The sequence below is a fragment of the Mesorhizobium sp. LNJC405B00 genome (genome assembly GCF_000502615.1).
Classification (GTDB): Bacteria; Pseudomonadota; Alphaproteobacteria; order Rhizobiales; family Rhizobiaceae; genus Mesorhizobium.
Window position 1 is genome coordinate 25,805 of the sequence record NZ_AYWC01000009.1, and the last position, 20,902, is coordinate 46,706.

The window sequence follows — 20,902 nt, forward strand, 5'->3', positions numbered from 1 at the left end:
TCTCCCCCACGAGGGGGGAGATTGCGCTCCTCGCGCTCGCCTGCGCCAAGCACCCCCGCCCGGACCTACGGTCCGACCTCCCCACAAGGGGGAGGTAGGGCGTTTGCGCTAATCCCCAAAAAACATTCAACCAACTAGTTGACTATCTAAAGTCTCGCCTCTATATTCAACTACATGGTTGAATTAGAGACGCCCCAGATGGACCAGGTTTTTCACGCCCTTGGCGACGCCACGCGCCGGAACATGCTTAACGACCTCGCCGGCGGCGAGCGTACGGTGAGCGAGTTGGCACAGCCCTTTGCCATGTCGCTGGCCGCCGCCTCCAAGCACATCAAGGCGCTGGAGCATGCCGGGCTGATCCGGCGTGAAGTGCGCGGCCGCACCCATGTCTGCCGCCTCGAGGCCCGCCCGCTGGCCACCGCCTATCAGTGGCTCGGCCAATACGCGCGTTTCTGGAACAGCCGCCTCGATGTCCTCGAACAGCTTTTGCGCGAGGAGGCGGGGCGCAAAACGTCGACAACGCCGTCAACGCCGGCACCGGCAAATCCAGAACCATCCAAGCCGGAATCACCCAAGCCAGACACATCCAGGCCAACATCATCCGAGGGAGACGACCGATGAACCAGATGAACAGCTTCGACGGCTACGCCCAGCTGATCCAGCCGGCCACGTTGAGGATCGAACGGCTTTTGCCCGGAACCAGGGAGCGCGTCTGGGAATATCTGACGCAGAGCGATCTGCGCCGCCAATGGCTGGCGGCCGGCGACATGGAGATGGAGGAAGGCTCTTCCTTCGAGCTGGTCTGGCGCAATGACGAACTGACCGACCCGCCCGGCGACAGGCCGGCCAGCTTCAGTGGCGGCGAGCAGCGGATGCACAACCAGATCGTCGAGTGCGATCCGCCGCGCAAGCTCACCATCACCTGGAACGGCAGCGGCAATGTCACCTTCGAATTGGCGCAGCGCGGCGACGACGTCTTGCTCACCCTGGTCCACCGCCGCCTGCCGGACCGCTCGAGCCTGATGATGCATGCCGCAGGCTGGCACGTGCATCTCGACCTCCTGGTTGCCCGCGTCGCGGCCGAGAAGCCCGAACCGTTCTGGGACAGCTTTAGCCGTATCGTGGCGGAATACGACCGGCGCCTGCCGGCCTGACCTGACCTAACGCATCGCCCGGTCCGACCGGGCCCCATCGATCCCTTGCATCGGATGCCGGCGCAAGGGCCGGCGAAACACGCGCCTTCGCCAGACACAGCGGCGCGTCATCGGAAGTGAAACCAGGCAACGTGCTTGCATCCCGCAAGCCCGAAGGAGGAAGTCATGCGTAAATTGATCACCGGAATGAAGATCTCCATCGACGGCAAGATGGAAGGCCCCGAAGGCTTCGCCGACTGGGTCGACAACTGGTCGGAGGAATATGGCCTGATGCCTGAGATCGACGCCTGCCTGCTCGGCGGCGTCATGTATGCCGGCTACGAGCGCTACTGGAGCGCGATCCAACAGAACGAGCCGGACCAGCCATTGCCGATGACCGGCAGACTGGTCGACCCGGCCGAACTCGAATGGGCGCGCTTTGCTGCCAAGACACCGCACTATGTGCTGTCGAACACCATGACGACGTCAGCCTGGGCCTCGACGCGCTTCCTGCGCAGCCTCGACGACATCGCGGCGCTGAAGCGCGAGCCCGGCAAGGACATCTACCTCATGGGCGGCGCGAGCATCACCGCCAGCCTGATCGAGGCGGGGCTAGTGGATGAAATGCGGCTCATCATCTACCCGCTGCTCGCCGGCGACGGCAAGGCGCTGTTCGGCACGGTGCACGCCCGGCACAGACTTGAACTGCGCAAGGCCGAGGCGCTTTCGGATGGACGTGTGAGCCTGGTGTATGGGCTGGCGAACTAGCTTCTTTTCCTCTCCCTCCGGAGGGGGGAGAGGTGGCGCCGCGAAGCGGCGACGGAGTGGGGGAAGGCGCTCATGAAACCCACGGTCGCCGCAAAACAGAAGCGACGGAAGCGAGCGCGAAACGCCTGCAAGCAGGCAATCAGGCGGATGAATGGTCGACCCCCACTCCGTCGAGCTACGCTCGACACCTCTCCCCCGATCGAGGGGGGAGAGGAAGGGCGCGAGCTTATGCGAGCTGGCATTTTCCTCTCCCTCCGGAGGGGGGAGAGGTGGCGCCGCGAAGCGGCGACGGAGTGGGGGAAGGCGCTCCTGAAAGCCACGGTCGCCGCGAAACAGGAGCGACGGAAGCGGGCGCGAAACGCCTGCAAGCAGGCAATCAGCGGATGTGATGAACGGTCGACCCCCACTCCGCCGAGCTTTGCTCGACACCTCTCCCCCGATCGACGGGGGAGAGGAAATGCGTCGGCGTTCGCCTCCCACCCTTGCCCTATCAACGGCCCGCTCGTGCCACACGACAGCCGGGCCCTTTATCCCTATCTCCGGCCTGCGCTACGGCCGGCTGGTCGCGCGCGGAGGGACTGGAATTGACGTCGACGCCGATTGCCGCAGCTGAAGCGAAGGCCTTGCCGATCGGCGCGTTGCTTGGCGCCATGGTGTCGATCCAGATCGGCGCCACCTTCGCCAAGAGCCTGTTTCCGCTGATCGGCGCCAATGGCACCACGGCGCTGCGGCTGGTCGTGGGGGCGCTGATGCTAGCGGCGGTGCTGAGGCCGTGGCGGGTGCGGCCGTCGCGCGCCGTGCTGCCCTGGCTCATCGCCTACGGCGTCAACCTCGCGGCGCTGAACCTTTTGTTTTACGCAGCGCTCGCCAGAATTCCGCTCGGCGTCGCGGTGGCGCTCGAATTCTCCGGCCCGCTGCTCGTGGCGACGCTGTCGTCGCGGCGCGCCACCGACTTCGTCTGGGTGGTGCTTGCCGTTGCCGGCATATTGCTGTTGTCGCCCTTCATCCACTCCGGCAGTGCACTCGACCCGATCGGCGTGATGCTGGCGCTGGCCGCCGGCGGCTGCTGGGCGCTCTACATCGTCTTTGCGCAAAAGGCGGGCGCCGAGCTTGGCAGCCAGACCACGGCTTACGGGCTGGTCATTGCCGCTGCTCTCGCCCTGCCGTTCGGCCTCGCCGAGGCGGGTACCGGCCTGATCGCACCCGCGATCCTGGTCAGCGCGCTGCTGGTCGGGCTGTTCTCCAGCGCCTTGCCGTTCTGGCTGGAGATGGTGGCGCTGACCCGGATGCCGGCCAGGCTCTACGGCACGCTGACTTGTCTGGAGCCGGCGCTGGGCGCGCTGGCCGGCTTCCTGTTCCTGCACGAGACCCTGAGCCCGCTGCAATGCGCGGGCATCGCCGCCGTGGTCGTCGCCGCCTTCGGCGCCGCGCTGACCACGAAGCCGCCGGTGCCATCGCCGGAATAGTTGCCTGAAATGGGTATGTGACGCCGATGCCGTGGTCCGCCGGTCCCGTGTCCGGTTGCTCAAGCGCCTGCAGCATCGATATATGGATCGATGTATGTGCAGGAGATCCAGATGAGCAGGGCCGACAGCATTGCTTGAGCCGTCCGTGATCAAGGCAATACTCCTTGTCGGGTTCGCCGCTGTCGTTGCGGCTCTCGCCTGGCGGCTGGCGCGGTCGCGTCGCAAGGCCCGGCTTCGTGAAGATCCGGCCAACGACTACGCCGTGCGCCAGGACTGGTCGGGCAACCACGGCAAGCTCAATCATTCGACCTTTGTCTATTTCGATGCCGATCGCGACGGCCGCTACGGGCTCGGCGACCGCCCGATGGCCGGCATCATGGTCAGACTGCATGATGGCGACGGCCGGTTCGTCGCCGCGGCGCGGAGCAACCGCGGCGGCTTTGCCAATTTCCTGGCGTCGGCGAAACGTCGGGCCGCGCCCATCCATGTGCCGGGCAGCTACCGCTTCACCGTGTCGGTTCCGCCCGGCTGGCGCTCCAGCAGCGCCAACGAGGTCCAGTCGCAGCACCTCCGGCCGCTGCCGGGCTCGCCCACCGGGCTGGTATCGGAAGCAATGCTGCAGCCGGTCGGCCTGTTTGCGATACGCCGGCTCAGCGGCCGCGTAGCGGACGGTGCTTCGGCGAGCATCTCGGTGATGGCGAAAGGGCAAGAGGTGGCAGTGCATCCGCTAAGTGCTGGGGCTGGCTTCCGTCTCGATCTGCCCGATGACGCCGACGCGATCGAAATCACCGGCGGTGGCATGGAACGACGACTGGCCTTGTCGGCCTACCCGACCGAACTCGGCCTGCTGTCGCCCGAGAACGCGGCTGTCGACAGCGCCGCGTCCTTGCAGGCCATCGGTTTCGACGATGTCACGACGCGCGGCCTGCGCAAGGTGCCGTCCGGTTATGCCGGGTTGACCTGGTTCAACCTGAACGCACTGGCGCGCGATCATACCGAAGGCAGCGAAGGCTACGTCAACGGCAATATCTCGGGAGACCATGTCTGCTATACGAGCAGCGGACACCCGGCCGAATTGTCGAGCGACAAACCGTTCGGGTTCCATTCCGTGATGCTGACAGCGGCATGGTTGAAGTCCGAAGGCGAAACCGCACTGGTCGAGAGCTGGCTTGGCGACCGGCTGATCGCCAGCGACACGATCGTCCTGTCGGCACTGGCGCCCGTCCACTATGCGCCGATGCTGGCGGCGGTGACGCGCGTGCGTTTTTCAACGAGCCACTATTGGCAGCTCGTGCTCGACGATCTGGTGGTTGTGCGCTGAAGCGTGTCGCGATCAATCGGGGTGAAAGGGTTTATCGCGGATTGGAAGCACCGTTCGCGGTGACCTGCGAGAGCTTGCCTTTTTTGACCAGCACCGGTTTCAGATAGGTTTTCTTCATTTCCACTCTCCACGTCGGGCACCCAAAGCCCTGTTCCCGGCCAGACGGCACGAGGCGTCCGGATGATCGGCTGTTAGATGGTGACCGGCCCGGAGCCGTTACCATTATCGGCTGTAACCTGCGAGAGCTTGCCCTTCTTGACCAGCACCGGCTTCGAATAGGTCTTCTTCATGCCGCATCTCCAGTGTAAGGCGGGCCGCCAGATCAGGCGAAAGTCCGACTCAACGACCTCACTCGATCGGGCCGGAACCCGCTCCATTGGCGAGCGCCGTAACCTGCGAAAGCTTGCCTTTTTTGACCAGAACAGGCTTCGAATAGGTTTTCTTCATAGTGAATCCTCCAAGCTTACGCGATAATGCCAGACGGATCGGCACTGTCAACCTTCGCGGCGCCGTCGTCCCGTCCCGGGTTTTCTTGGTCCCGATGCACTAACTGCAAGTCCACCTTCATCGACAAAGCGTTGTTCTTGGGCGTGCATGGCGTGGCCGGGTTGCGGTGCGGAAAATGTCCGAAACTGCGGCGGGTCTGGCCTGGTTGGTCGGCCTGCTCAAACAGAGCGGCAATGCAGCGCGGACTGGCCCAGCCTAAACATTGGCCTTGCCGTCGCGCCGCACTCACAGTTCCTTCTCCGCCAGTTCGCGGAAGGCATCGGGAACCGAGCGCCGGGCTTCCAGCGCCACGGCGCCATAGCCGACAGCCTCTCTGCCAAAGCGCTGGCGGATCTTGTCGATGGCGCGGTCGGCGCCAAAGCGCGCCAGGCCTTGCCTGCTGCCGGGCCGCTGCTTTTCATCGGCAAGCCCGAGCGGCAGCTCCAGCTGCAGCTCGGCACTTTCTTCTAGCTGCGACACCGAGATCGCCAGCAGCGAGATGGTCTTCTCCCGAGGGTTGGCGGCCAGCACGCCGCGCACCAGCTCCCCGGCGATTTCGGCCAGCATCGCGGTTGCCGAAATCGGCTGATCGAGCGTCAGCGAGCGTGTGACCGCGCGCAGATCGGCGAAACGCACGCGCACCGTCACCGTGCGCCCGGGCCGTGATTTCGCCCTGAGCCGGCTGGCGACCCGGTCTGCCAGATGCAGCAGGACGGGTCCGAAGATACGCGCCTCGGCCGGCCGTCTGCCAAGCGCCGACTGCGCGCCGGCGGAATGCGACCGCCTGTGGGTTTCGAGCTTTCGCGGGTCGCGGTTCCATGCCAGCGACGCCAGCTTTTCGCCGGCGGCGGGCCCGAGCAATCTTCGCAGCGCCCCACCATGCGTCTTTGCCAACTGGCCGATGGTCTCGATGCCGATCTCGGCCAGCCGCNGCAATCTTCGCAGCGCCCCACCATGCGTCTTTGCCAACTGGCCGATGGTCTCGATGCCGATCTCGGCCAGCCGCGCTCTGGTCGCCGGGCCGACGCCCCACATCAGCCCGACCGGCAGATCATGCAGGAAGGCAAGTTCGGTGTCCGGATCGACCACCACCAGCCCGTCGGGCTTGGCCACCTGCGAGGCGATCTTGGCCAGATGCTTGGTGCGCGCCACGCCGATCGAGATCGGCAGGCCGAGCTCTGCCCGGACGCGCTGACGCACCGTGGCGGCGATCTCGGCCGGCGGCCCGAACAGATGCGTGCAGCCGGCGACGTCGGCAAAGGCTTCATCGATGGAAATCCGCTCGACCAGCGGCGTGAAATCGTCGAGCACCTTGATGGCGGCGTCGCCCAGCCGCTGATAGTCGGCGAAATGGCCGCCGACGAAGATCAGTCCGGGGCAAAGCTCGCGCGCGCGTCGTCCGGGCATGCCGCCGCGCACGCCGAAAGCCCTGGCTTCGTAGGAAGCGGCAAGCACGACGCCGCCGCCGACGGCGATCGGCTTGCCCCTGAGCGCCGGGTCGAGCAGCTGCTCGACCGAGGCGTAGAAGGCGTCGAGATCCGCATGCAGGATGGTGGGCTCCATCCCGACCGTTCCCTTTGCGGCGTTGCAGCATTAGCCGCGTCTGTTGTGAGAGGCGTTTTTGCCGAACAAATAGAGAACAAACAGGGCCTATTGTCAAGCGAAGCGGTTGTCGCCGGCCGGCCCGTTCCAGGTCGGGCTGTCGAGTGCTCCGCCTGGGCATCGGACCTGCGGAACATTGTCTCTCGCCTCGGCGTTCATATCCGCGACGGGACGCTGTTTTTGTGGAGGCCGGTATGGGCCAGTTCGAGATGATCGACCTCGTCAGCGTCATTGACGCCTGCACGAGCGATCGCGTTGCCGGGCACTGCGTGTCAATGGCCAGGGCGGTGGAGGAGTTGCGAGTGCTGACCGGTGATTTCGTATCGCCGGACGAGACGGTGGCCAACGCGCTGTCGGCAGTGGCGCTGGGGCGCGGCTGCGCGGTGGTGTTCGACGAGCGAGCGGGCGCCGACATCTTGCTGACGCCGTAGCGGGGCGGCGCCGGGTTGTGGCAGCCAGAAAAGTCGAACAGCGTGCAAAAAGCTGTGCAGGCATGGCCCATAAGCACGGCGTGGAAAATTTCTGCGCGTGGGTGTATTCTCCAGGACGCAAGCGGTCGCAGACCGCATAGGGGGAGAAATGACATGCCGAGGATTTCGGAACTCTTTTTCAAAACTGCCATCTTGTTCCTGATGTTGGGGATTGCGGCCGGCCTGCAGATGGCGATCTCGGGCGACCACGCCGCTTTTCCGGCGCACGCGCATATCAATCTGCTCGGTTGGGTGACGAGCGCCATCTTCGGCGGCTACTACGCGCTCAATCCGCAAAAGGCGGCGCGTCGCGTCGCCATGATCCACTACGGGCTCTACACTCTCGGCTTGGTGATCATGCTGCCGGCGCTGTACGTGATGCTGCAGGGAAACCCGGCGCTTGAACCGATCGTCGCCGGCGGCTCGCTCATTATCGCCGCTGCCGTTCTGGTTTTTGCTTTCGTGGTGTTTTCGCCCGAAACGGCGCGCTCGGTGTCCGGCGTGGTTCCGGCCTCTCGCTGACTGTTCGCGCGCGGCGATCAAAGTCCGACCCGCATTCGCGACCCGCGACACGGGTTGGCCAGGCCGATGGCCGCAGCCGCTGGCTGCGGTGTCTATCGCCGCGTCGGCGTTTAACATACCCGAGTCCCACCACGTATTATTTCGTGACTATTTGGCGCCGGAACCTTCCCAGATATCGCGCGTTGCGGCGACTGTATTCGCGCTGCCTTATATATAGGCAGACTTGAGTACGTCCACAGCATGGGTTGGGGGAGGAGCAGGCCACCATGTCGAAAAGAGAAATCGGAACGTCGGCCTCACTGGGCCGACGCATCGCCGATCTGAAAGCCAGGATGCGAGACGCCAGCGTTACTGAACACGAGATGCAGACCTTCCAGAAGGTCGCAGCCATCATGGGAGGTGTCGAAGGCTCCCTACGCCTCGACGCCGACGACCTGATCGCGGCGTCCTTCGTCACCGAGGCGCTCGGCGATCCCGGGTCGAATTGAAGGTCAGAGCCCGTCGGCACTCAAGTGCCGGCGGTCGATGGCCCGGTTCGCAGCGCCGCGATGCCGGAGCGTGTCTGCACCGCCCGCGGCGGGGATTTCTTGCGCACTTTGAAGATTTCAGGCGAGCGGCCTCGACGGCGCTTGAAATATTGGGCTTCGCGTTCGTGCTTCTCGGCTGCTTCTCGGCTGTCGAAGGTGCCGAGATTGTCGCCGTCCAGCCCTTGACCACAAGGGCTAAGCCAAACCGCCAAGGCGCCTTAAACGAAGGATCCGGCCAGCCGGATCCTTCGAAATATCGCGATGCTCCGGCATCGCCTTCAGCTCATACTTGGTCCAACTGGTGACGGCGTGGACGTCCCGGGAAACCTCTCGAAAGTCCGCGGTCGCTGCCTTACACGTCGTCGAACGGGCCGCCGCGCCTCGCCAGGTCGTGACCAATGGCGGCTTCCTCGGCGTCGTCGGGCAAGGCATCGTCACTGTCCTGGTAAGGGTTGTCGTCATCCTCCTCGGGCAGTTCGCCTTCCTTCTCGACACCGGTGGTGTCCGGCAGGCTTTCCTCATCTGCTCCGTCGGGCAGGACCGTTGCGCCACGCAGCGCATCCCAATCCTGCCGGCGCGGCGTCGGCGCTTCCACTTCATCATTGGCGATCCTGTCGCGGGCATCGTTTTTGCTCGGTGGCGCCTCGACCTCGTCATTGGGTTTTCTGTTTCGTTCCATGATTGCCTCCTCTGGGCGGCTTAGCGTCGAGAAGGTGGAACTCACTTCCGGCTGCCAGGTTCCAGCAACCACTCCAGCTTCAGTGGAACCAATTGCCGCCAGTCTGCTTTGCCAAGGACTAGTCTGCTTTGCCAAGGAGATGAATCCAGAGGAGCTGGACCATGAAGACTTTCCCCCTCATCCCATGCGTGCTGCTCTTGGCGCTGGTCGACCCGGCGGCCGCGCAGGACAATAGCGACCAGCACGGCCCTGCCGCGCCTTGCCAGGCGCAGCCTCAGGACGATGGTCAGAAGCCGCCGGTCGCCAATGGCGGCGGCGAATCGACCAGCACGCTCGGTCCCTGCGGCGGCGTGCTGCAGCCGCCGCCCAGTGGTGACCAGGGTATGACGCAGCCGCCGCCGGATCAGGGCAAGACGCCGGTGATCAAGCCTGGCGAGGTGCCTGCGCAGCCGCCGAAGCAATGACCTTTGCTTGAAACTTCACGGCGTGGCACGAAGGCGGTCGGTTCCGGTCTTGGCCGGGCGACGCGGTCACCGGATCAATGCCGGCGCGGCCGCAATCGCCACCGGAATTGGAGCCGTGCATCATCCATGTCGAAGGTCTCCTGAGGGGATTGTGCTTCAATGCGAATCTTGCGGGTGCGGGTTCTGCTGGCATGACCGGGAAGCCGATCAATTTAGTCTCCGCTTGCGGAACAAGACCGTACCGGCTGCGTTTGCCTCCAGGAGCCCGCCACCTCGATCTGCGCTGTTTTCGCCTCATGCGGGAACACGGCGGAGCTCGCCAACAACGACAGGAGACGAAGATGAAAACCATCATTATTCCCGCCGTCGCCGGGCTCGCCATGATCGCTGGTATCGGCATTGCCGCCGCCGACGAGGTGATCGTCACGCAGCCGGCACAGCAGCAGGTGATCATCACCCCGGAACAGCGCACGGTCGTGCACCAGTACGTAAAGAAACATCCGCTTGCCTCGGTCAATCTGCTCGGCGTCGAATTGAATGTCGGCACTGCCTTGCCTGACACTGTCGAGCTGCAGGAGGTTCCCGACGTTCAGTACAGATACGCCGTCGTCGACAATCATACCGTGTTGGTCGACCCCAGCACGCGCAGGATTGTCGAGGTGGTCGAGTAACGCTCGACAACCTAACCATTCATCGGTGATACGGCCCTGTCGTTCTCCCAAAAGGGCGGCAGGGCCGAATGACGAACATGATGAAAGGAGAATTGCCATGTTGCCGCATGTCGAGACCCCGAACTCCGCCAATGTTGCGGCGTGTTGCGACAAGTTGCTGGCCGAGCGCAACACGGCGCTGTTATCGATGAAGGAAGCGATCGCGCTCCTGCGGGAGCGCACCGGCACCGATCGTTCGGATGCCGACCTCGCGGGGCTGATCGTCAAGAAAGCGGCGCTGCTCGGCGTTGCGGTGATTTCCGACCCGCGCTGAGATGTCTCGTCACTCAAGACGCCGGCCGAATTTTCGGCTAATGTTTTCGTGGAATCTGGACCAACCGACCGGACCCCAACCACGGAGGCTTAAGTGACGGACGACAAACAGGACCGCATTCGCCAGCGCGCGCACGAGATCTGGGAAAAGGCCGGCCGGCCCGAAGGCGCGCATCAGGAACACTGGGAGCAGGCCACGGCTGAAGTCGATGGCGCGGTCGCCAAGCCCAAAAAGGCGGCGAAGAAAGCTGACGCCAAGCCCGCCAAGGCAGCCGCCAAGCCAAAGGCCGCGAAGCCTGCCGCCGCAAAGTCCGGCAAAGCCAAATCGAAATAAGGCCAGAAATAAGGCCAGTCGAAATAAAGCAAGGCCGGAATTCGCTGGCCGGGCCATCCTTGGCGCCCGCCGTTCAGCGCGCCCGAGCCTCTCAACCTGACGAATTGCGCCTGCGACGGGCAGCGCAATTCCTTGTGTTTGGCGACAGCCGCCCTCATGCCTCCCAGGCATAACTCGACAGCGCAAAGCGAATCCCGGCAGCTGTCATGGCCAGTTCGCATTCAGTGATCTGGCGCAGGTGGCGCAGATAGCGCGTTACAGTCTGTGGCAGCCAGCCGGCGCAGGCCTCGACATAGGCGCGGCTGTGAACAAGGGTGCCGGTCGACAGCCTCTCGTCCTTCTCGGCAACGACTTTCAGATATTGGCGGATGAAGCGGATGTCGTCGGCGATGTCCTGGCTGGCCATTCGCCAGGCCCCGGCGAGGCGTTCGCACTGATCGAATGACAAGGGCAACAAAGGGGGCGGCAATAAAGGCGGCGGCAACAAAGGCGGCGGCAATGACGGGGGTGACAGCAAAGGACGAGAGAGATCGGCGAAGGCAACATGGTTCGCTGTGCTCAAGGACATTCCTCTCTGCGAAAAGAGATATCGTACTTTATGTACGAACGAGCGTCAAGCCAATTTCGTACAGTTGGGACGATGACAATGAATATAGCAGCGGTCGCTTCAGCTAATCACGCATCGTGAATCCTTCAGGACTCGCACCAATTTCGCGGAGGGATTTTCCCAGGATGGTGTTGACTGTTTCCCTCGTGTCGGCGTCGAACAGGTTCAGGCCGCGCCGGATCGTCTCGCGCCAGTTTTCGCCCTTGTCCCACGCTTCCATGAAGGCGAAGGCAAGGTCGTCCTGGCGACGCGTGGCTTCGAGCGCTTGGGTCAGCAGGCGCGCTTGATGGAGATCCTTCTCCCGCTTGGCCCCAGCGCTCGGCCCGAGTCGCGAGGCGACGATCAGCTTGTGGATGGCGTAGCGCTGGGGCGAGGGGACCAGCACAGGCAAGCCCGAGCGATGCAGGAGCGCAGTCCGGATGGGGTCGCGGATAAGGAGATCCAGAAACCGTAAGGGCTGCGCGGAGTCTCTGCCGTTTTCTTATAATTACGTTTATCAGCTTGAATTTCAACGCAGTTATAAGAAATTCGTGGAAACCTTATAACGCAACGAACTGACGAGTCGTCCGTTAACGCCCGGGCGCCCGGCCCGTCTGGCCCAAAACACTTTGCCGCAGTGCCTTCAACAAACGGCTTCCCCAATGTCGCGAACAATGCTTTAACCCGCTCATCCACAGGGGTGCTCCGTATGGTCGGGGCTGAGATGAGGGCGGCAAGCCTTCGGACCCTAAAGCTGATCTGGATAATACCAGCGGAGCGAGGCGGGCGATGTTTTCAGGCGCACAGATTTCCCTTTATCCCATGACCGACGATTTCGTCGGCGTCATCCTTGGCGCGCTCGGCGCGCTCGATCCGTGGCGCGACCGGCTGCGGATCGAAACCGACGACATCTCGACGCTTATGGTCGGGCCGCCCGAGGTGCTGTTTCCCGCCATGCGCGACCTGTTCGTCGCGGCGGCCAGAAGCGGCAAGCACTGCGTGCTTTCGGCGGCGGTCTCGCGCGGCTGTCCGGGCGAGCCCGACGATCCGATCTGCCGCTCCGACGAGACCGGCGGCCCCGCCATTCCGCTGGACGAGCGCAAGATCGCCGCGATCCGCGCTGTCCAGGCCACGCCGTCGACCGGCCAGCCGGTGGCGGCGCAGTTCTCGCTCTATGTGATGGGCACAGGCGACCATATGGACGAGATCTATGGCTGCATCGATTTCCTGAAGCAGTCCGGCGTCTTTGAACGCTCAAAGAACTTCTGCACCAAACTGCGCGGCGATGCCGGTGCGGTGTTTGCCACGCTCAACGAGGCCTTCTGCCGCTTCGGCCCCGGCGCCGGCCACGTCACCCTCGACATCACGATTTCGGCGAACAGCCCGAGCGGGGTCTGAGCCGCGGCTCAAGCGTCGTTCCTCGAGGATGTTGCCGTGGCTGGTTTATCTGACCCATTGCGTGGAGGAGATGCCTCTGACCCCTCAGCACAAAGAGGAGGGGAGCCATTGGCGATTGGCGAAGACCGCGATGCCCACGAATCTCCCCCCTCGAGCAGGAGATGGCCGGCAGGCCAGAGGGGGTCCCAGCGCGTGGAGCGCCGACGTCCTTTTCGCATCGGCAAGGCGTGGGCGCTCTATGCGAGACGACCCCCTCTGTCGCCTTCGGCGACATCTCCCCCTCGAGGGGGGAGATTAGCCGCAGCCATCGCCAAGACCATCCCCGCCGCCTGCGCCTCCGCCCTGCTCCTCGCGGCGTGGGAGCTCTACGCCCGCTATGGTGGCGCTGCGCCCACCATGCTGCCGGCGCCGTCGCGCGTGCTGCAGCAGGCCTGGGAGCATCGCGCCGCCCTGGCCGACAACACGCTGCCCACCATCCGCGCCACATCAGCCGGCTTCGCCTGCTCGTTGGTCGCTGCCTTCGTGTTTTCGGCGCTGGTCGATTTCTTGGCCCCGCTGCGCCGCGCGCTGTTTCCGCTGCTGATCGTCAGCCAGACCTTGCCGCTGGTCGCGATCGCGCCGCTCATCGTGCTGTGGTTCGGCTTCGGGCTGATGCCAAAGATCCTGCTTGTGGCGCTCGTCACCTTCTTCCCGATGATGGTCGCGCTGGTCGAAGGTTTTGCTGCGACCAGCAAGGAGATTTCGCAGATGCTCGCCGCCATGGGGGCAGGGCGCTGGCGTATCTTCTGGCTGGCGCGCCTGCCTTCGGCGCTGCCCTATTTCTTCGCCGGGCTGCGCATCTCCGTCACCTACGCCGTGGTCGGCGCGATCTTCGCCGAATATGCGGGGGCGGCGAAGGGGCTGGGCATCTACATGCTCAATGCCAAGAACAACTTTCGGCCCGATCTGGTGCTCGCTGCCGTCGCCGTCAGCGCCGCGCTCACGCTGATCCTGTTCGGCATTGCCGTGCTCGTCCAGCGCTTCGCCATGCCTTGGGAGAATGCAGGGAGCGAAAGCCGCGACGGCAAGGTTGAAGCTGCAGAAGAGAACCGTCAATGACGCGGCTCGAACTCCGGGACATCAGGAAGAACTTCGGCGCGCTTGAGGTGCTCGCCGGCATTTCGCTTCATGTCGCGGCCGGCGAGTTCGTCTCCATCCTCGGCCCTTCCGGCGCCGGCAAGTCGACGCTGTTCCAGTTGCTGACTGGCGCGCTGAAAGGTGAGGGCGACATGCGCTTCGACGGCGCGCCATTGCAGGGCAGCCCCTTCGCCTTCATGCCGCAGCGCGACTCGCTGATGCCGTGGCGGCGCGTCATCGACAATGTGACGCTGGGGCTGGAAGTGCAGGGTCTTGGCCGCAAGGCGGCGCGCGAACGCGTCGCGCCGTTGTTCGCTGAGTTCGGCCTTGCCGGTTTCGAGCGCGCCTGGCCGGCCGAGCTTTCCGGCGGCATGCGCCAGCGCGCCGCCCTTTTGCGCACCGTGGTGCAGCAGCGCGACATGCTGCTGCTCGACGAGCCCTTTGGCGCGCTGGATGCACTGACCCGCGCGGGTATGCAGCGCTGGCTGGAAGGCATGTGGCAGCGCCAACGCTGGACGGCGCTGCTGATCACCCATGACGTGCGCGAAGCCGTCTATCTCTCCGATCGCATCTATCTGATGTCGGCGCGGCCGGCCCGCATCATCGGCGAGATTGCCGTGCCGCTGCCGCGCCCGCGCACCACCGGCAGCGATGCCGCGCGCCAGGCCGCCGCGCTCGAAGCCGACATCCTCGACACGCTGCTCAATCCCGGGACTGACCGGCCCTCGTTCCCGCAGACCGCTCAAAGGAGTTTTTCATGACCGAATTCACACGCCGGCAGGCTTTGCTGCTGACGCTGGCCGCCGGATTGCCGCTGGCCTCGCGCGCTCATGCGGCTGCGCAAAAAATCACCGTCGCGCTCGACTGGACGGTCAACACCAACCATGTCGGCCTGTTCGTTGCCCGCGACAAAGGATTCTACAACGAGGCCGGGCTCGATGTTGAGATCCTGCCCTATGGCGATACTGGCGCCGGCACGCTGGTCGCCAACCGCATCGCCGATTTCGGCATTGCCGGCGTCGGCCTGTTTACCCAGCGGGCTGCCGGCGCCGATCTTAAGGCGGTCTACGCCGTGGTCCAGCAGGAGACCGGCCGGTTGGTCTTCAACGCGGATCGCGGCGAGATCAAGAGTCCCAGGAATCTCGACGGTCTGACCTATGGCGGCTTCGGCAGCGCCTGGGAAAACACTCTGATCTCGACCATCATCCGCCACGATGGCGGCAAGGGCGTTTTCGAGACGGTGACATTAGGCACCTCGGCCTATGAGGCGCTGGCCAACGGCTCGGTCGACTTCACGGTGGAGGTCTCGACCTGGGAAGGCGTCGATGCGGAGCTGAAAGGCGTCAGGCAGCGCGGCTTCCGCTACGCCGACTACGGCGTGCCCGACGAGCACACCACCTTGATCGCCTCCAGCAATGCATATCTCCAGGCAAACCCGAAGGCCGCATCGGCCTTCGTCGAAGCAACGCGGCGCGGCTACCAGTTTGCCTGCGATCACCCGCAGGAGGCTGGCGACCTGCTGATCGCGTCCAACAAGGACGCGCTGACCGACCCGGCGCTGATCCACGCTTCGCTGAAGATGCTCGTCGACGGGCACTTCCTCAGAAGCCATGCCGGCGTCATCGGCACCGTCGACAAGGCCAAGATCGAGGCGATCGGAACCTACCTCTTCAGGGCCGGCATATTGCTCGATGGCGATGGCAAGGTTCTGAAGGAGAAGCCGGATTTTGGAGCGTATTTCACGAACGAGTTTTTGGGCGCGTAATCTCCCCCCTCAAGGGGGAGATGTCGCCGAAGGCGACAGAGGGGGTCGGTACGTCCTGACGCGACTTCCTATCGCGGGCAGAGGACGTCAGCGCCTTACGCGCGGCGACCCCCTCTGGCCTGCCGGCCATCTCCCCCTCGAGGCGGGAGATTGCGCCTCACCGCCTTCTCCCTCACATATCGATCATCGAGCGCTTCACCCGGCCGATGATGGTGATGGCGCCTTCCAGCGCCGGCGGCGGGATGTCCATGTAGGAGGCCGGCTGGAAGGGCGGGTTCTCGTTGGGGCGGTAACGCTTGTAGGTGGCCTGGCCGGATTCGTCCGAAATGACGTAGCAGCCATTGGTCACCAGCCGCTTGTCCCTGAGGTTGACGAAGATGATCGAATCCGGTGGCGAGATCTTGTTCATCGACGGGCCGTCGACGCGCAGCGCAATCCATTGGCCCTGCTCCAGATCGGTGGTGGGGATGGTCGGATAGTCGCTGAGATTGACCACCATGTCCTGGCTGCCGAGTTCGCCGGCGCTGATCCATGAGACGATGGGCACATCGACGGTGGCCAGCGACGGCATCGGGATCTGCCGGCCCGACTCGTCAAAGCCGAAATGGCCCCCCGCAAGGCTGCCGCCGTCACCGTTGAACAAGAGCCAGCCGGGATCGACGCCGAACAGGCGGCCGTATTTCTCCGCCGCCTTGCGCGACAGCGGCCGGTTACCGTTCTCGTGACTGATCAGCGTGTTCTTGTTGATGTCGCGCAATGCCCGCGCAGCGTCGCTCGGCGAGGCATAGCCCGCCTCCGCCCGCGCCTGCTGCAATCTGTGCCTCGGTTCCTGCATCGTACAAATTGCCTGAAATTTATCGTCCAATATGTACGATTTCGCTTGCGTACGTTTCGTACATATCGTACGCTTAGCGCATGATCGAACAAATCGCAAGCGTTTCCGCAGACATCCTCAGCTTTCTCCCATCGTCCGGGCTGTCCTCCTCCCCGGTCCGGACGCAAACCGGGGCTTCTGCCCCGGATCCGGTCGAACCGTCGTCCCCCCGATCGACCGGAACGGCCGGAGCCGCTCCTCTCCCGGCTCCGGCCACCTCTTCAGCCCATGGCGCCGCCGGTGCGCCAAGGGCTGTCTCCGGCGGGCAGGGTATTTCCTGCATCCGCACGGAAGATGGCACCGTCATCCTGTTCGACCGGCTGACGGGCAGGGCGGTTTCCGCCCTCACCAAAGCGGCCGCCGAAGCCGCCTTGCGGCATCTCGCCGGCTCGCTGCCGGCCGCCAGTATCGGCTGACCGCACCGACCATCCGCTCTGATTTTTTCCCGTGGGCCCTCGGGGCCGGCGCTCGGCCTTTGCGCGCGCAATCAATGGATACCGACATGACTGCCTATACCGACACCGAATTGCAGGAGATCGCCGTCTGGCTGAGGGATGGCCTGTCGGCCACAGGGATCGCCGTGCGCTTCACGGCGCTGCGCGGCAGTCCGGTCTCGCGCAATGCCATCATCGGCATCGTCCACCGCAACAGCGCGTTGAAGACCATCGGCTTCGCCAACCCCAGAGGCGGCAGGTCCGGCGGCCGACCGAGGAAGAATGCGACGGGGAAGACTGCGGCAAACGAGAATACCGCCAAGAGGAATCCGCCGGCGCAGCCAAGCAAGCTCGTAAGGGAAGTAGGAGTTTCGAAGCAGGCCGCGCCGGTCAAACCGGCAGCCAAACCGAGCCGTCAGCCATCGGCCAGGCCTCTGTTGCCAGCCCGTCCGGCGCCCTCGATCCCGGGCGAAGGACGGCTGGTGGTGGACGGCGAAATCTACCGCTTCAATGTGCCGGCGCCGCGCCCTGCCTCGCTCGGGCGTCAGCCGCATGTCGCCGCCATGCGCTTCATCGACTGCCTGTTCGACCGCTGCCGCGCGCCGCTCGACCTGACGCTGGAGGAAGACCCCGACAACGATGCTCCTGGCAGTCGGCCGGGGCTCGAGATGCTGTGCTGCGGCCTGCGCACAAGGGCGCTGAAAAGCTACTGCGAATATCATCAGACGCGTTTCCACCGACCTGTGGCGGAGGTGGTGTGAGCGGCTGGGCTCCGTTCCTCGCCTCCGGACGACCCCACCAATGATCGAAAGCCGGCGGGACAGCGCCCCCCTCTGTCCTGCCGGACATCTCCCCAACGCGGGGGGAGATTGGCAGCTCGCCCGCACTGCCTTCCAACGGCGGTGGTGATTGGCGAAAGCCGACGCGACATCCGATCTCCCCCCAAGTGGGGGAGATGCCCGGCAGGGCAGAGGGGGGCGCGAAGGAACGCCAACCTTCCGGCTCAACAACCCAATCCCACAAGGATCCCCCGATGAGCAAAAAAACCGCGCAGAAAGCCAAACCGCCGAAATTGCCTGCGGGCGAAGCCGAGCAGGTGCGCATCCGCCGCGAGATCGGCCATGATTTCGCGCTGAAGGACGATCGCTTCGGCCGCAAGCGGTTGAGCGTCGGCACCGAAGAGGCGCGGCGCGTCTACGAGGTCTCCAATGACGGCTACACCGCGACCGGCGGCATCGTGCGGGTGCGCAATGTCGATCCGCTGGTCGGCATCACCTCGCTGACCCGCCAGCAGCGTGAGGCCGGCCAGCGGTTTCGCGACGATTTCGAGCGCGCCTCGCGTGACGGGCTGCGGCCGATGCCGTGGGAAGAGCGCATTGACGGCGGCCGCATCAATGGCGGCATCCCCGACCGCGTGCTCAACGCCGGCCGCGCCCACACCCATGCCATCGCCGCCATGGCCCACTGGGAAGTGGCGGAGGTGGTTCGCAAAATCTGCCTCGAAGGCCAGTCGGTGAAGGCGCTCGCCGAACGCACCGGCGAGGGACGAGATGTGGTGGTGAAGCTGTTGAAGGTCGGGCTCGACCTTTTGGCCGTGGGTTACGGGATGATGCTGATGCGGAAGCCGCGATAAGGCCGGCAGCCGCGCAGGAAGCGGCCGGCCGGCAGATGCCGGCCGACCGGTTTCACCCTATCGGATCACCGTTCGCAAACGCGAATTTCCTCGACGATCCTGTGATGATGGCGCCAATGCTTGACCAACTCTATACGGCAATGGCGATGGTGCCTGTGATACCTGTGGTACCTGAAGCCGTTGTCGTAGGCATCATACTGGTAGTAGGGGCGAGGAGCGTAGCGATCGTAATAGTCGCCATAGCTGTCATTGTAGTCATCGTCATAGTAGCCGTTGCCGATGCCGATCACGACGCGCCCGCCGGCATTCGCCGGGGCGATCATCGCCGCCGCCGCAGTGATAGCGATAGCCGAAGCGAGCAGGAGCTTTCTCATAGCTGCCTCCTATTCAAGGTTGCGCTAATATAACTCGCTGGGCACGACCTCGTTCCATAATTTTGCAAGATGCGAACGACCCCTGCGCCGTGCATTGCGAGGAAAGTCAGCGTCACCTCCTGTCAGCATCGTCCCCCGATTTTTGAACCCTTCGCCGCCCCAGCCATTAATCCGGCATGAATCAGCAAGGGAAGGACGAGACCATGCATGTCATTCTTGGAGGTACCGGCCATGTCGGCTCGGCGGCGGCAATGGCGCTGTTGCGGCAGGGCGAGGATGTCACGGTGGTGACGCGCGACGAGTCGAAGGCCGCATGGTTGGTTGAACAGGGCGCGGAGGCCGCGGTTGCCGATGTGCTCGATGTCGAGGCGCTGCGTGAAGTCTTGCGGCGCGGCAAGCGGGCGTTTCTGCTCAACCCGCCGGCCGATCCATCGACCGACACCGACGCCGAGGAGCGCAAGACGGTTGGCGCCATTGCGGCGGCGCTGGAGGGCTCCGGCCTCGAAAAGCTGGTGGCGGAATCGACCTACGGCGCGCAGGCCGGCGAGGGTGTCGGCGATCTCACCGTCCTTTACGGCCTCGAGCAGAAGCTGAAGGCCCAGGCCATTCCGGCAAGCATCAACCGCGCCGCCTATTACATGAGCAACTGGGATCAGGCCCTGGAGACGGCGCGGCGCGACGGCGTCATCACCTCCTTCTTCCCGGCGGATTTCGAGCTGCCGATGGTGGCGCCGCAGGATCTCGGCGAGGCCGCGGCGAGACGTCTGCTGGAGCCGACGGACAAGACCGGCACGCACTATATCGAGGGCCCTCGGCGCTACTCAGCCGCCGATGTCGCCGCAGCCTTCAGTGCGGCGTTGCGCAAAAACGTGCGCGTGGTCACGGTGCCGCGCGAGCGCTGGACAGAAACCTACGAAAAACTCGGCTTCTCCAAAGCGGCGGCCGAGTCCTACACCCGCATGACCGGGGCCACGCTGGACAAGCCGGCGGAGCCGGAAAACCCGGAGCGCGGCACGACCAGCCTGGAAAGCTATATTGCTGCGCTCGTCGAGGGGCGGCCGGAAGACCTGTTGAAGGGTGCCGCGTAAAGTGAAGGGTTGCTGTTGAGAAACAGGCGCTTCGACGACCTACGTGGCCCGCTATTCCTATTGCCTGACCGTTCGGCAGTTGCCGGCCGGCGGCGTGGTCTTGCAGATATCGATGGAGGTGCGCGTGTCGCCGTGACCGGTTTCGGTTATCAGATTCAGGTCCAAAAATTCGTATGTCACGAGGTATCGTATGCTGTCGTCGGGTGTTTTTTGCATGGCCGATACGATCCACGAACCTGCTTTCATCTCGGTGAAATAGCTGTCGACCTTGCGTTCATACCATTTGGGTATCGGAACGAGGACGATGGTCTTCTTGCCGTGGATTTTCTTGGCGGTCGGCAGCATGATCCGGTGAATGCCGACAAAGGCGCGGCTGTCTGCCAGGCGCCGTACGCCGCCCGCAAGAACCATCGTACAAGCTGACGAACAGACTGCGCCGACGGGGTTGGCGACGACGAAGCGGAGGTCGCCCGGCCCGCAGGCTTTTGTGTCTGGCGCGCATTCGGAGAACTCCGTCTTGCCAACCATCGTGTCGAGCCCGCTGGCGCGGATCATATGGCCAAGCGCCATCGCCGCATCGGTCTCGCCGCCCGGGGAATTCAACGCCAAAGGCAATTTGCGGGGGCCGAGTTTTTTCAGCAAAGCCTTCAGCAAAGCTGGCGTGCCGGCCACGATGTGACCTTCCGCCGAAATCCATTCCGGGCATGTCGGCTCGCATCCTGGCGTGCTGTTGCGTACAACGACGAAGTGCATCGGCGGTGTATATGCCAGTATGGCAGGCTCAGGCGTCGTTTGGGCGATCGCGCCGCCAATCGCCAGCAGCACGAAAACCAACGTCCATGCGAATGTCTTCATGCCGAGCCTCGCCTGGCAGAGCAT

The 20,902-nt window shown here is 64.2% G+C and carries 29 protein-coding genes, 2 pseudogenes and 1 riboswitch; of the genes and pseudogenes, 20 read left to right on the forward strand and 11 right to left on the reverse strand.

Going from position 1 to position 20,902, the window contains the following annotated elements; genetic code table 11:
- Window positions 1-174 precede the first annotated feature (174 nt).
- The 5 genes from X756_RS12400 (at window position 175) to X756_RS148535 (ending at window position 4,688) form a co-directional block, all read left to right on the forward strand.
- Window positions 175-621 (forward strand): metalloregulator ArsR/SmtB family transcription factor, encoded by a 447-nt coding sequence (locus tag X756_RS12400; protein WP_023730336.1) that lies wholly within the window; start codon window positions 175-177, stop codon window positions 619-621.
- Window positions 618-1,154 carry an SRPBCC family protein gene (locus tag X756_RS148550; protein ID WP_023684811.1) on the forward strand — a complete coding sequence of 179 codons (537 nt, stop codon included), beginning with the start codon at window positions 618-620 and terminating at the stop codon, window positions 1,152-1,154. Before X756_RS12400 ends, X756_RS148550 begins: the two co-directional genes overlap by 4 nt.
- A 165-nt stretch (window positions 1,155-1,319) precedes the next feature.
- Window positions 1,320-1,901: a dihydrofolate reductase family protein gene (locus tag X756_RS148545; RefSeq protein WP_023730337.1), complete on the forward strand. Its 582-nt coding sequence runs from the start codon at window positions 1,320-1,322 to the stop codon at window positions 1,899-1,901.
- A gap of 584 nt (window positions 1,902-2,485) precedes the next feature.
- Window positions 2,486-3,367, forward strand: coding sequence for a DMT family transporter (locus X756_RS148540; RefSeq protein ID WP_023730338.1), 882 nt, complete (start codon window positions 2,486-2,488; stop codon window positions 3,365-3,367).
- A 145-nt stretch (window positions 3,368-3,512) separates the two neighbouring features.
- Window positions 3,513-4,688 carry a hypothetical protein gene (locus X756_RS148535; protein WP_023730339.1) on the forward strand — a complete coding sequence of 392 codons (1,176 nt, stop codon included), beginning with the start codon at window positions 3,513-3,515 and terminating at the stop codon, window positions 4,686-4,688.
- Window positions 4,689-4,879: 191 nt separating this feature from the next.
- On the opposite strand, the gene X756_RS1000000167660 is transcribed toward X756_RS148535, so the two are convergent.
- The 3 genes from X756_RS1000000167660 to X756_RS148530 form a co-directional block, all read right to left on the reverse strand.
- A complete protein-coding gene (locus tag X756_RS1000000167660) occupies window positions 4,880-4,978 on the reverse strand; it encodes a hypothetical protein (RefSeq protein ID WP_023670350.1) in 99 nt (32 codons plus the stop codon).
- Between the two features lie 58 nt (window positions 4,979-5,036).
- On the reverse strand, window positions 5,037-5,135 hold the full coding sequence (locus X756_RS1000000167665) for a hypothetical protein (RefSeq protein WP_023670351.1): 99 nt from the start codon (window positions 5,133-5,135) through the stop codon (window positions 5,037-5,039).
- A 285-nt stretch (window positions 5,136-5,420) separates the two neighbouring features.
- Window positions 5,421-6,737, reverse strand: coding sequence for a hypothetical protein (locus tag X756_RS148530; RefSeq protein WP_023730340.1), 1,317 nt, complete (start codon window positions 6,735-6,737; stop codon window positions 5,421-5,423).
- Between the two features lie 233 nt (window positions 6,738-6,970).
- On the opposite strand from X756_RS148530, the gene X756_RS148525 reads away from it, so the two are divergent.
- From X756_RS148525 to X756_RS148515, 3 genes are all read left to right on the forward strand, one after another.
- Entirely contained in the window at window positions 6,971-7,207 is a 237-nt protein-coding gene (locus tag X756_RS148525; RefSeq protein ID WP_023670353.1) for a hypothetical protein, read from the forward strand.
- A 153-nt stretch (window positions 7,208-7,360) separates the two neighbouring features.
- Entirely contained in the window at window positions 7,361-7,768 is a 408-nt protein-coding gene (locus tag X756_RS148520) for a hypothetical protein (RefSeq protein ID WP_023695509.1), read from the forward strand.
- Between the two features lie 266 nt (window positions 7,769-8,034).
- Entirely contained in the window at window positions 8,035-8,256 is a 222-nt protein-coding gene (locus X756_RS148515) for a hypothetical protein (RefSeq protein WP_023693867.1), read from the forward strand.
- A 20-nt stretch (window positions 8,257-8,276) separates the two neighbouring features.
- Here the strand turns inward: X756_RS148515 and X756_RS1000000169395 are convergent, their stop codons facing one another.
- From X756_RS1000000169395 to X756_RS0134660, 3 genes and pseudogenes are all read right to left on the reverse strand, one after another.
- Window positions 8,277-8,507 carry a hypothetical protein gene (locus X756_RS1000000169395; protein WP_023702926.1) on the reverse strand — a complete coding sequence of 77 codons (231 nt, stop codon included), beginning with the start codon at window positions 8,505-8,507 and terminating at the stop codon, window positions 8,277-8,279.
- A gap of 46 nt (window positions 8,508-8,553) precedes the next feature.
- A pseudogene (locus X756_RS1000000170570) lies at window positions 8,554-8,634 on the reverse strand (PRC-barrel domain containing protein); the annotation flags it as partial.
- A 13-nt stretch (window positions 8,635-8,647) separates the two neighbouring features.
- A complete protein-coding gene (locus X756_RS0134660) occupies window positions 8,648-8,974 on the reverse strand; it encodes a hypothetical protein (protein WP_023730341.1) in 327 nt (108 codons plus the stop codon).
- A gap of 161 nt (window positions 8,975-9,135) precedes the next feature.
- On the opposite strand from X756_RS0134660, the gene X756_RS148510 reads away from it, so the two are divergent.
- From X756_RS148510 to X756_RS148495, 4 genes are all read left to right on the forward strand, one after another.
- A complete protein-coding gene (locus X756_RS148510) occupies window positions 9,136-9,438 on the forward strand; it encodes a hypothetical protein (protein WP_023730342.1) in 303 nt (100 codons plus the stop codon).
- Between the two features lie 341 nt (window positions 9,439-9,779).
- Window positions 9,780-10,109, forward strand: a complete 330-nt coding sequence (locus X756_RS148505; protein ID WP_023730343.1) for a DUF1236 domain-containing protein — start codon at window positions 9,780-9,782, stop codon at window positions 10,107-10,109.
- A 97-nt stretch (window positions 10,110-10,206) separates the two neighbouring features.
- Entirely contained in the window at window positions 10,207-10,422 is a 216-nt protein-coding gene (locus X756_RS148500) for a hypothetical protein (RefSeq protein WP_023670360.1), read from the forward strand.
- Between the two features lie 93 nt (window positions 10,423-10,515).
- On the forward strand, window positions 10,516-10,755 hold the full coding sequence (locus X756_RS148495) for a DUF2934 domain-containing protein (protein ID WP_023684825.1): 240 nt from the start codon (window positions 10,516-10,518) through the stop codon (window positions 10,753-10,755).
- Between the two features lie 154 nt (window positions 10,756-10,909).
- On the opposite strand, the gene X756_RS148490 is transcribed toward X756_RS148495, so the two are convergent.
- A complete protein-coding gene (locus X756_RS148490) occupies window positions 10,910-11,161 on the reverse strand; it encodes a hypothetical protein (RefSeq protein WP_023684826.1) in 252 nt (83 codons plus the stop codon).
- A gap of 265 nt (window positions 11,162-11,426) precedes the next feature.
- A pseudogene (locus tag X756_RS148485) lies at window positions 11,427-11,816 on the reverse strand (GSU2403 family nucleotidyltransferase fold protein); the annotation flags it as partial.
- A 211-nt stretch (window positions 11,817-12,027) separates the two neighbouring features.
- Window positions 12,028-12,140: riboswitch (TPP riboswitch) on the forward strand.
- Between X756_RS148485 and X756_RS148480 the strand changes: the two are divergent.
- The 4 genes from X756_RS148480 to X756_RS148465 all read left to right on the forward strand — a co-directional run bounded on the left by X756_RS148480 (window position 12,131) and on the right by X756_RS148465 (window position 15,620).
- Window positions 12,131-12,739 (forward strand): YkoF family thiamine/hydroxymethylpyrimidine-binding protein, encoded by a 609-nt coding sequence (locus tag X756_RS148480; protein WP_023730345.1) that lies wholly within the window; start codon window positions 12,131-12,133, stop codon window positions 12,737-12,739. It overlaps the preceding riboswitch by 10 nt.
- A 255-nt stretch (window positions 12,740-12,994) precedes the next feature.
- Window positions 12,995-13,837 carry an ABC transporter permease gene (locus tag X756_RS148475; protein WP_023730346.1) on the forward strand — a complete coding sequence of 281 codons (843 nt, stop codon included), beginning with the start codon at window positions 12,995-12,997 and terminating at the stop codon, window positions 13,835-13,837.
- Window positions 13,834-14,616, forward strand: a complete 783-nt coding sequence (locus X756_RS148470) for an ABC transporter ATP-binding protein (protein ID WP_023730347.1) — start codon at window positions 13,834-13,836, stop codon at window positions 14,614-14,616. Before X756_RS148475 ends, X756_RS148470 begins: the two co-directional genes overlap by 4 nt.
- On the forward strand, window positions 14,613-15,620 hold the full coding sequence (locus X756_RS148465; RefSeq protein WP_023730348.1) for an ABC transporter substrate-binding protein: 1,008 nt from the start codon (window positions 14,613-14,615) through the stop codon (window positions 15,618-15,620). The genes X756_RS148470 and X756_RS148465 overlap by 4 nt, the downstream gene beginning before the upstream one ends.
- Window positions 15,621-15,792: 172 nt before the next feature.
- Here the strand turns inward: X756_RS148465 and X756_RS148460 are convergent, their stop codons facing one another.
- Entirely contained in the window at window positions 15,793-16,455 is a 663-nt protein-coding gene (locus X756_RS148460) for a S24 family peptidase (protein WP_023672482.1), read from the reverse strand.
- A gap of 80 nt (window positions 16,456-16,535) precedes the next feature.
- On the opposite strand from X756_RS148460, the gene X756_RS148455 reads away from it, so the two are divergent.
- The 3 genes from X756_RS148455 to X756_RS148445 all read left to right on the forward strand — a co-directional run bounded on the left by X756_RS148455 (window position 16,536) and on the right by X756_RS148445 (window position 18,561).
- Window positions 16,536-16,910, forward strand: a complete 375-nt coding sequence (locus tag X756_RS148455; RefSeq protein WP_023689007.1) for a hypothetical protein — start codon at window positions 16,536-16,538, stop codon at window positions 16,908-16,910.
- Between the two features lie 86 nt (window positions 16,911-16,996).
- A complete protein-coding gene (locus tag X756_RS148450) occupies window positions 16,997-17,689 on the forward strand; it encodes a GcrA cell cycle regulator (protein WP_023693856.1) in 693 nt (230 codons plus the stop codon).
- Window positions 17,690-17,961: 272 nt separating this feature from the next.
- Entirely contained in the window at window positions 17,962-18,561 is a 600-nt protein-coding gene (locus tag X756_RS148445; protein ID WP_023730349.1) for a DUF6456 domain-containing protein, read from the forward strand.
- A 65-nt stretch (window positions 18,562-18,626) separates the two neighbouring features.
- Here the strand turns inward: X756_RS148445 and X756_RS148440 are convergent, their stop codons facing one another.
- Window positions 18,627-18,935, reverse strand: coding sequence for a hypothetical protein (locus X756_RS148440; RefSeq protein WP_023693854.1), 309 nt, complete (start codon window positions 18,933-18,935; stop codon window positions 18,627-18,629).
- 203 nt (window positions 18,936-19,138) lie between these two features.
- On the opposite strand from X756_RS148440, the gene X756_RS148435 reads away from it, so the two are divergent.
- Entirely contained in the window at window positions 19,139-20,023 is an 885-nt protein-coding gene (locus tag X756_RS148435; RefSeq protein WP_023730350.1) for an NmrA family NAD(P)-binding protein, read from the forward strand.
- Window positions 20,024-20,080: 57 nt separating this feature from the next.
- Here X756_RS148435 and X756_RS01000000165665 read toward each other — a convergent pair whose 3' ends face one another.
- On the reverse strand, window positions 20,081-20,848 hold the full coding sequence (locus X756_RS01000000165665; protein ID WP_156941388.1) for a hypothetical protein: 768 nt from the start codon (window positions 20,846-20,848) through the stop codon (window positions 20,081-20,083).
- Window positions 20,849-20,902 lie beyond the last annotated feature (54 nt).

Bases quoted from the DNA above. Each gene is read 5' to 3' on its own strand.
- X756_RS148510 (WP_023730342.1), top strand. From the start codon at position 9,136: ATGAAGACTTTCCCCCTCATCCCATGCGTGCTGCTCTTGGCGCTGGTC.
- X756_RS148440 (WP_023693854.1), bottom strand. From the start codon at position 18,935: ATGAGAAAGCTCCTGCTCGCTTCGGCTATCGCTATCACTGCGGCGGCG.
- X756_RS148500 (WP_023670360.1), top strand. From the start codon at position 10,207: ATGTTGCCGCATGTCGAGACCCCGAACTCCGCCAATGTTGCGGCGTGT.
- X756_RS148525 (WP_023670353.1), top strand. From the start codon at position 6,971: ATGGGCCAGTTCGAGATGATCGACCTCGTCAGCGTCATTGACGCCTGC.
- X756_RS12400 (WP_023730336.1), top strand. From the start codon at position 175: ATGGTTGAATTAGAGACGCCCCAGATGGACCAGGTTTTTCACGCCCTT.
- X756_RS148455 (WP_023689007.1), top strand. From the start codon at position 16,536: ATGATCGAACAAATCGCAAGCGTTTCCGCAGACATCCTCAGCTTTCTC.
- X756_RS1000000167665 (WP_023670351.1), bottom strand. From the start codon at position 5,135: ATGAAGAAAACCTATTCGAAGCCTGTTCTGGTCAAAAAAGGCAAGCTT.
- X756_RS148515 (WP_023693867.1), top strand. From the start codon at position 8,035: ATGTCGAAAAGAGAAATCGGAACGTCGGCCTCACTGGGCCGACGCATC.
- X756_RS148490 (WP_023684826.1), bottom strand. From the start codon at position 11,161: ATGGCCAGCCAGGACATCGCCGACGACATCCGCTTCATCCGCCAATAT.
- X756_RS148545 (WP_023730337.1), top strand. From the start codon at position 1,320: ATGCGTAAATTGATCACCGGAATGAAGATCTCCATCGACGGCAAGATG.
- X756_RS148465 (WP_023730348.1), top strand. From the start codon at position 14,613: ATGACCGAATTCACACGCCGGCAGGCTTTGCTGCTGACGCTGGCCGCC.
- X756_RS148460 (WP_023672482.1), bottom strand. From the start codon at position 16,455: ATGCAGGAACCGAGGCACAGATTGCAGCAGGCGCGGGCGGAGGCGGGC.
- X756_RS148520 (WP_023695509.1), top strand. From the start codon at position 7,361: ATGCCGAGGATTTCGGAACTCTTTTTCAAAACTGCCATCTTGTTCCTG.
- X756_RS1000000167660 (WP_023670350.1), bottom strand. From the start codon at position 4,978: ATGAAGAAGACCTATTCGAAGCCGGTGCTGGTCAAGAAGGGCAAGCTC.
- X756_RS148435 (WP_023730350.1), top strand. From the start codon at position 19,139: ATGCATGTCATTCTTGGAGGTACCGGCCATGTCGGCTCGGCGGCGGCA.
- X756_RS148480 (WP_023730345.1), top strand. From the start codon at position 12,131: ATGTTTTCAGGCGCACAGATTTCCCTTTATCCCATGACCGACGATTTC.
- X756_RS0134660 (WP_023730341.1), bottom strand. From the start codon at position 8,974: ATGGAACGAAACAGAAAACCCAATGACGAGGTCGAGGCGCCACCGAGC.
- X756_RS148550 (WP_023684811.1), top strand. From the start codon at position 618: ATGAACCAGATGAACAGCTTCGACGGCTACGCCCAGCTGATCCAGCCG.
- X756_RS148470 (WP_023730347.1), top strand. From the start codon at position 13,834: ATGACGCGGCTCGAACTCCGGGACATCAGGAAGAACTTCGGCGCGCTT.
- X756_RS148450 (WP_023693856.1), top strand. From the start codon at position 16,997: ATGACTGCCTATACCGACACCGAATTGCAGGAGATCGCCGTCTGGCTG.
- X756_RS148505 (WP_023730343.1), top strand. From the start codon at position 9,780: ATGAAAACCATCATTATTCCCGCCGTCGCCGGGCTCGCCATGATCGCT.
- X756_RS148445 (WP_023730349.1), top strand. From the start codon at position 17,962: ATGAGCAAAAAAACCGCGCAGAAAGCCAAACCGCCGAAATTGCCTGCG.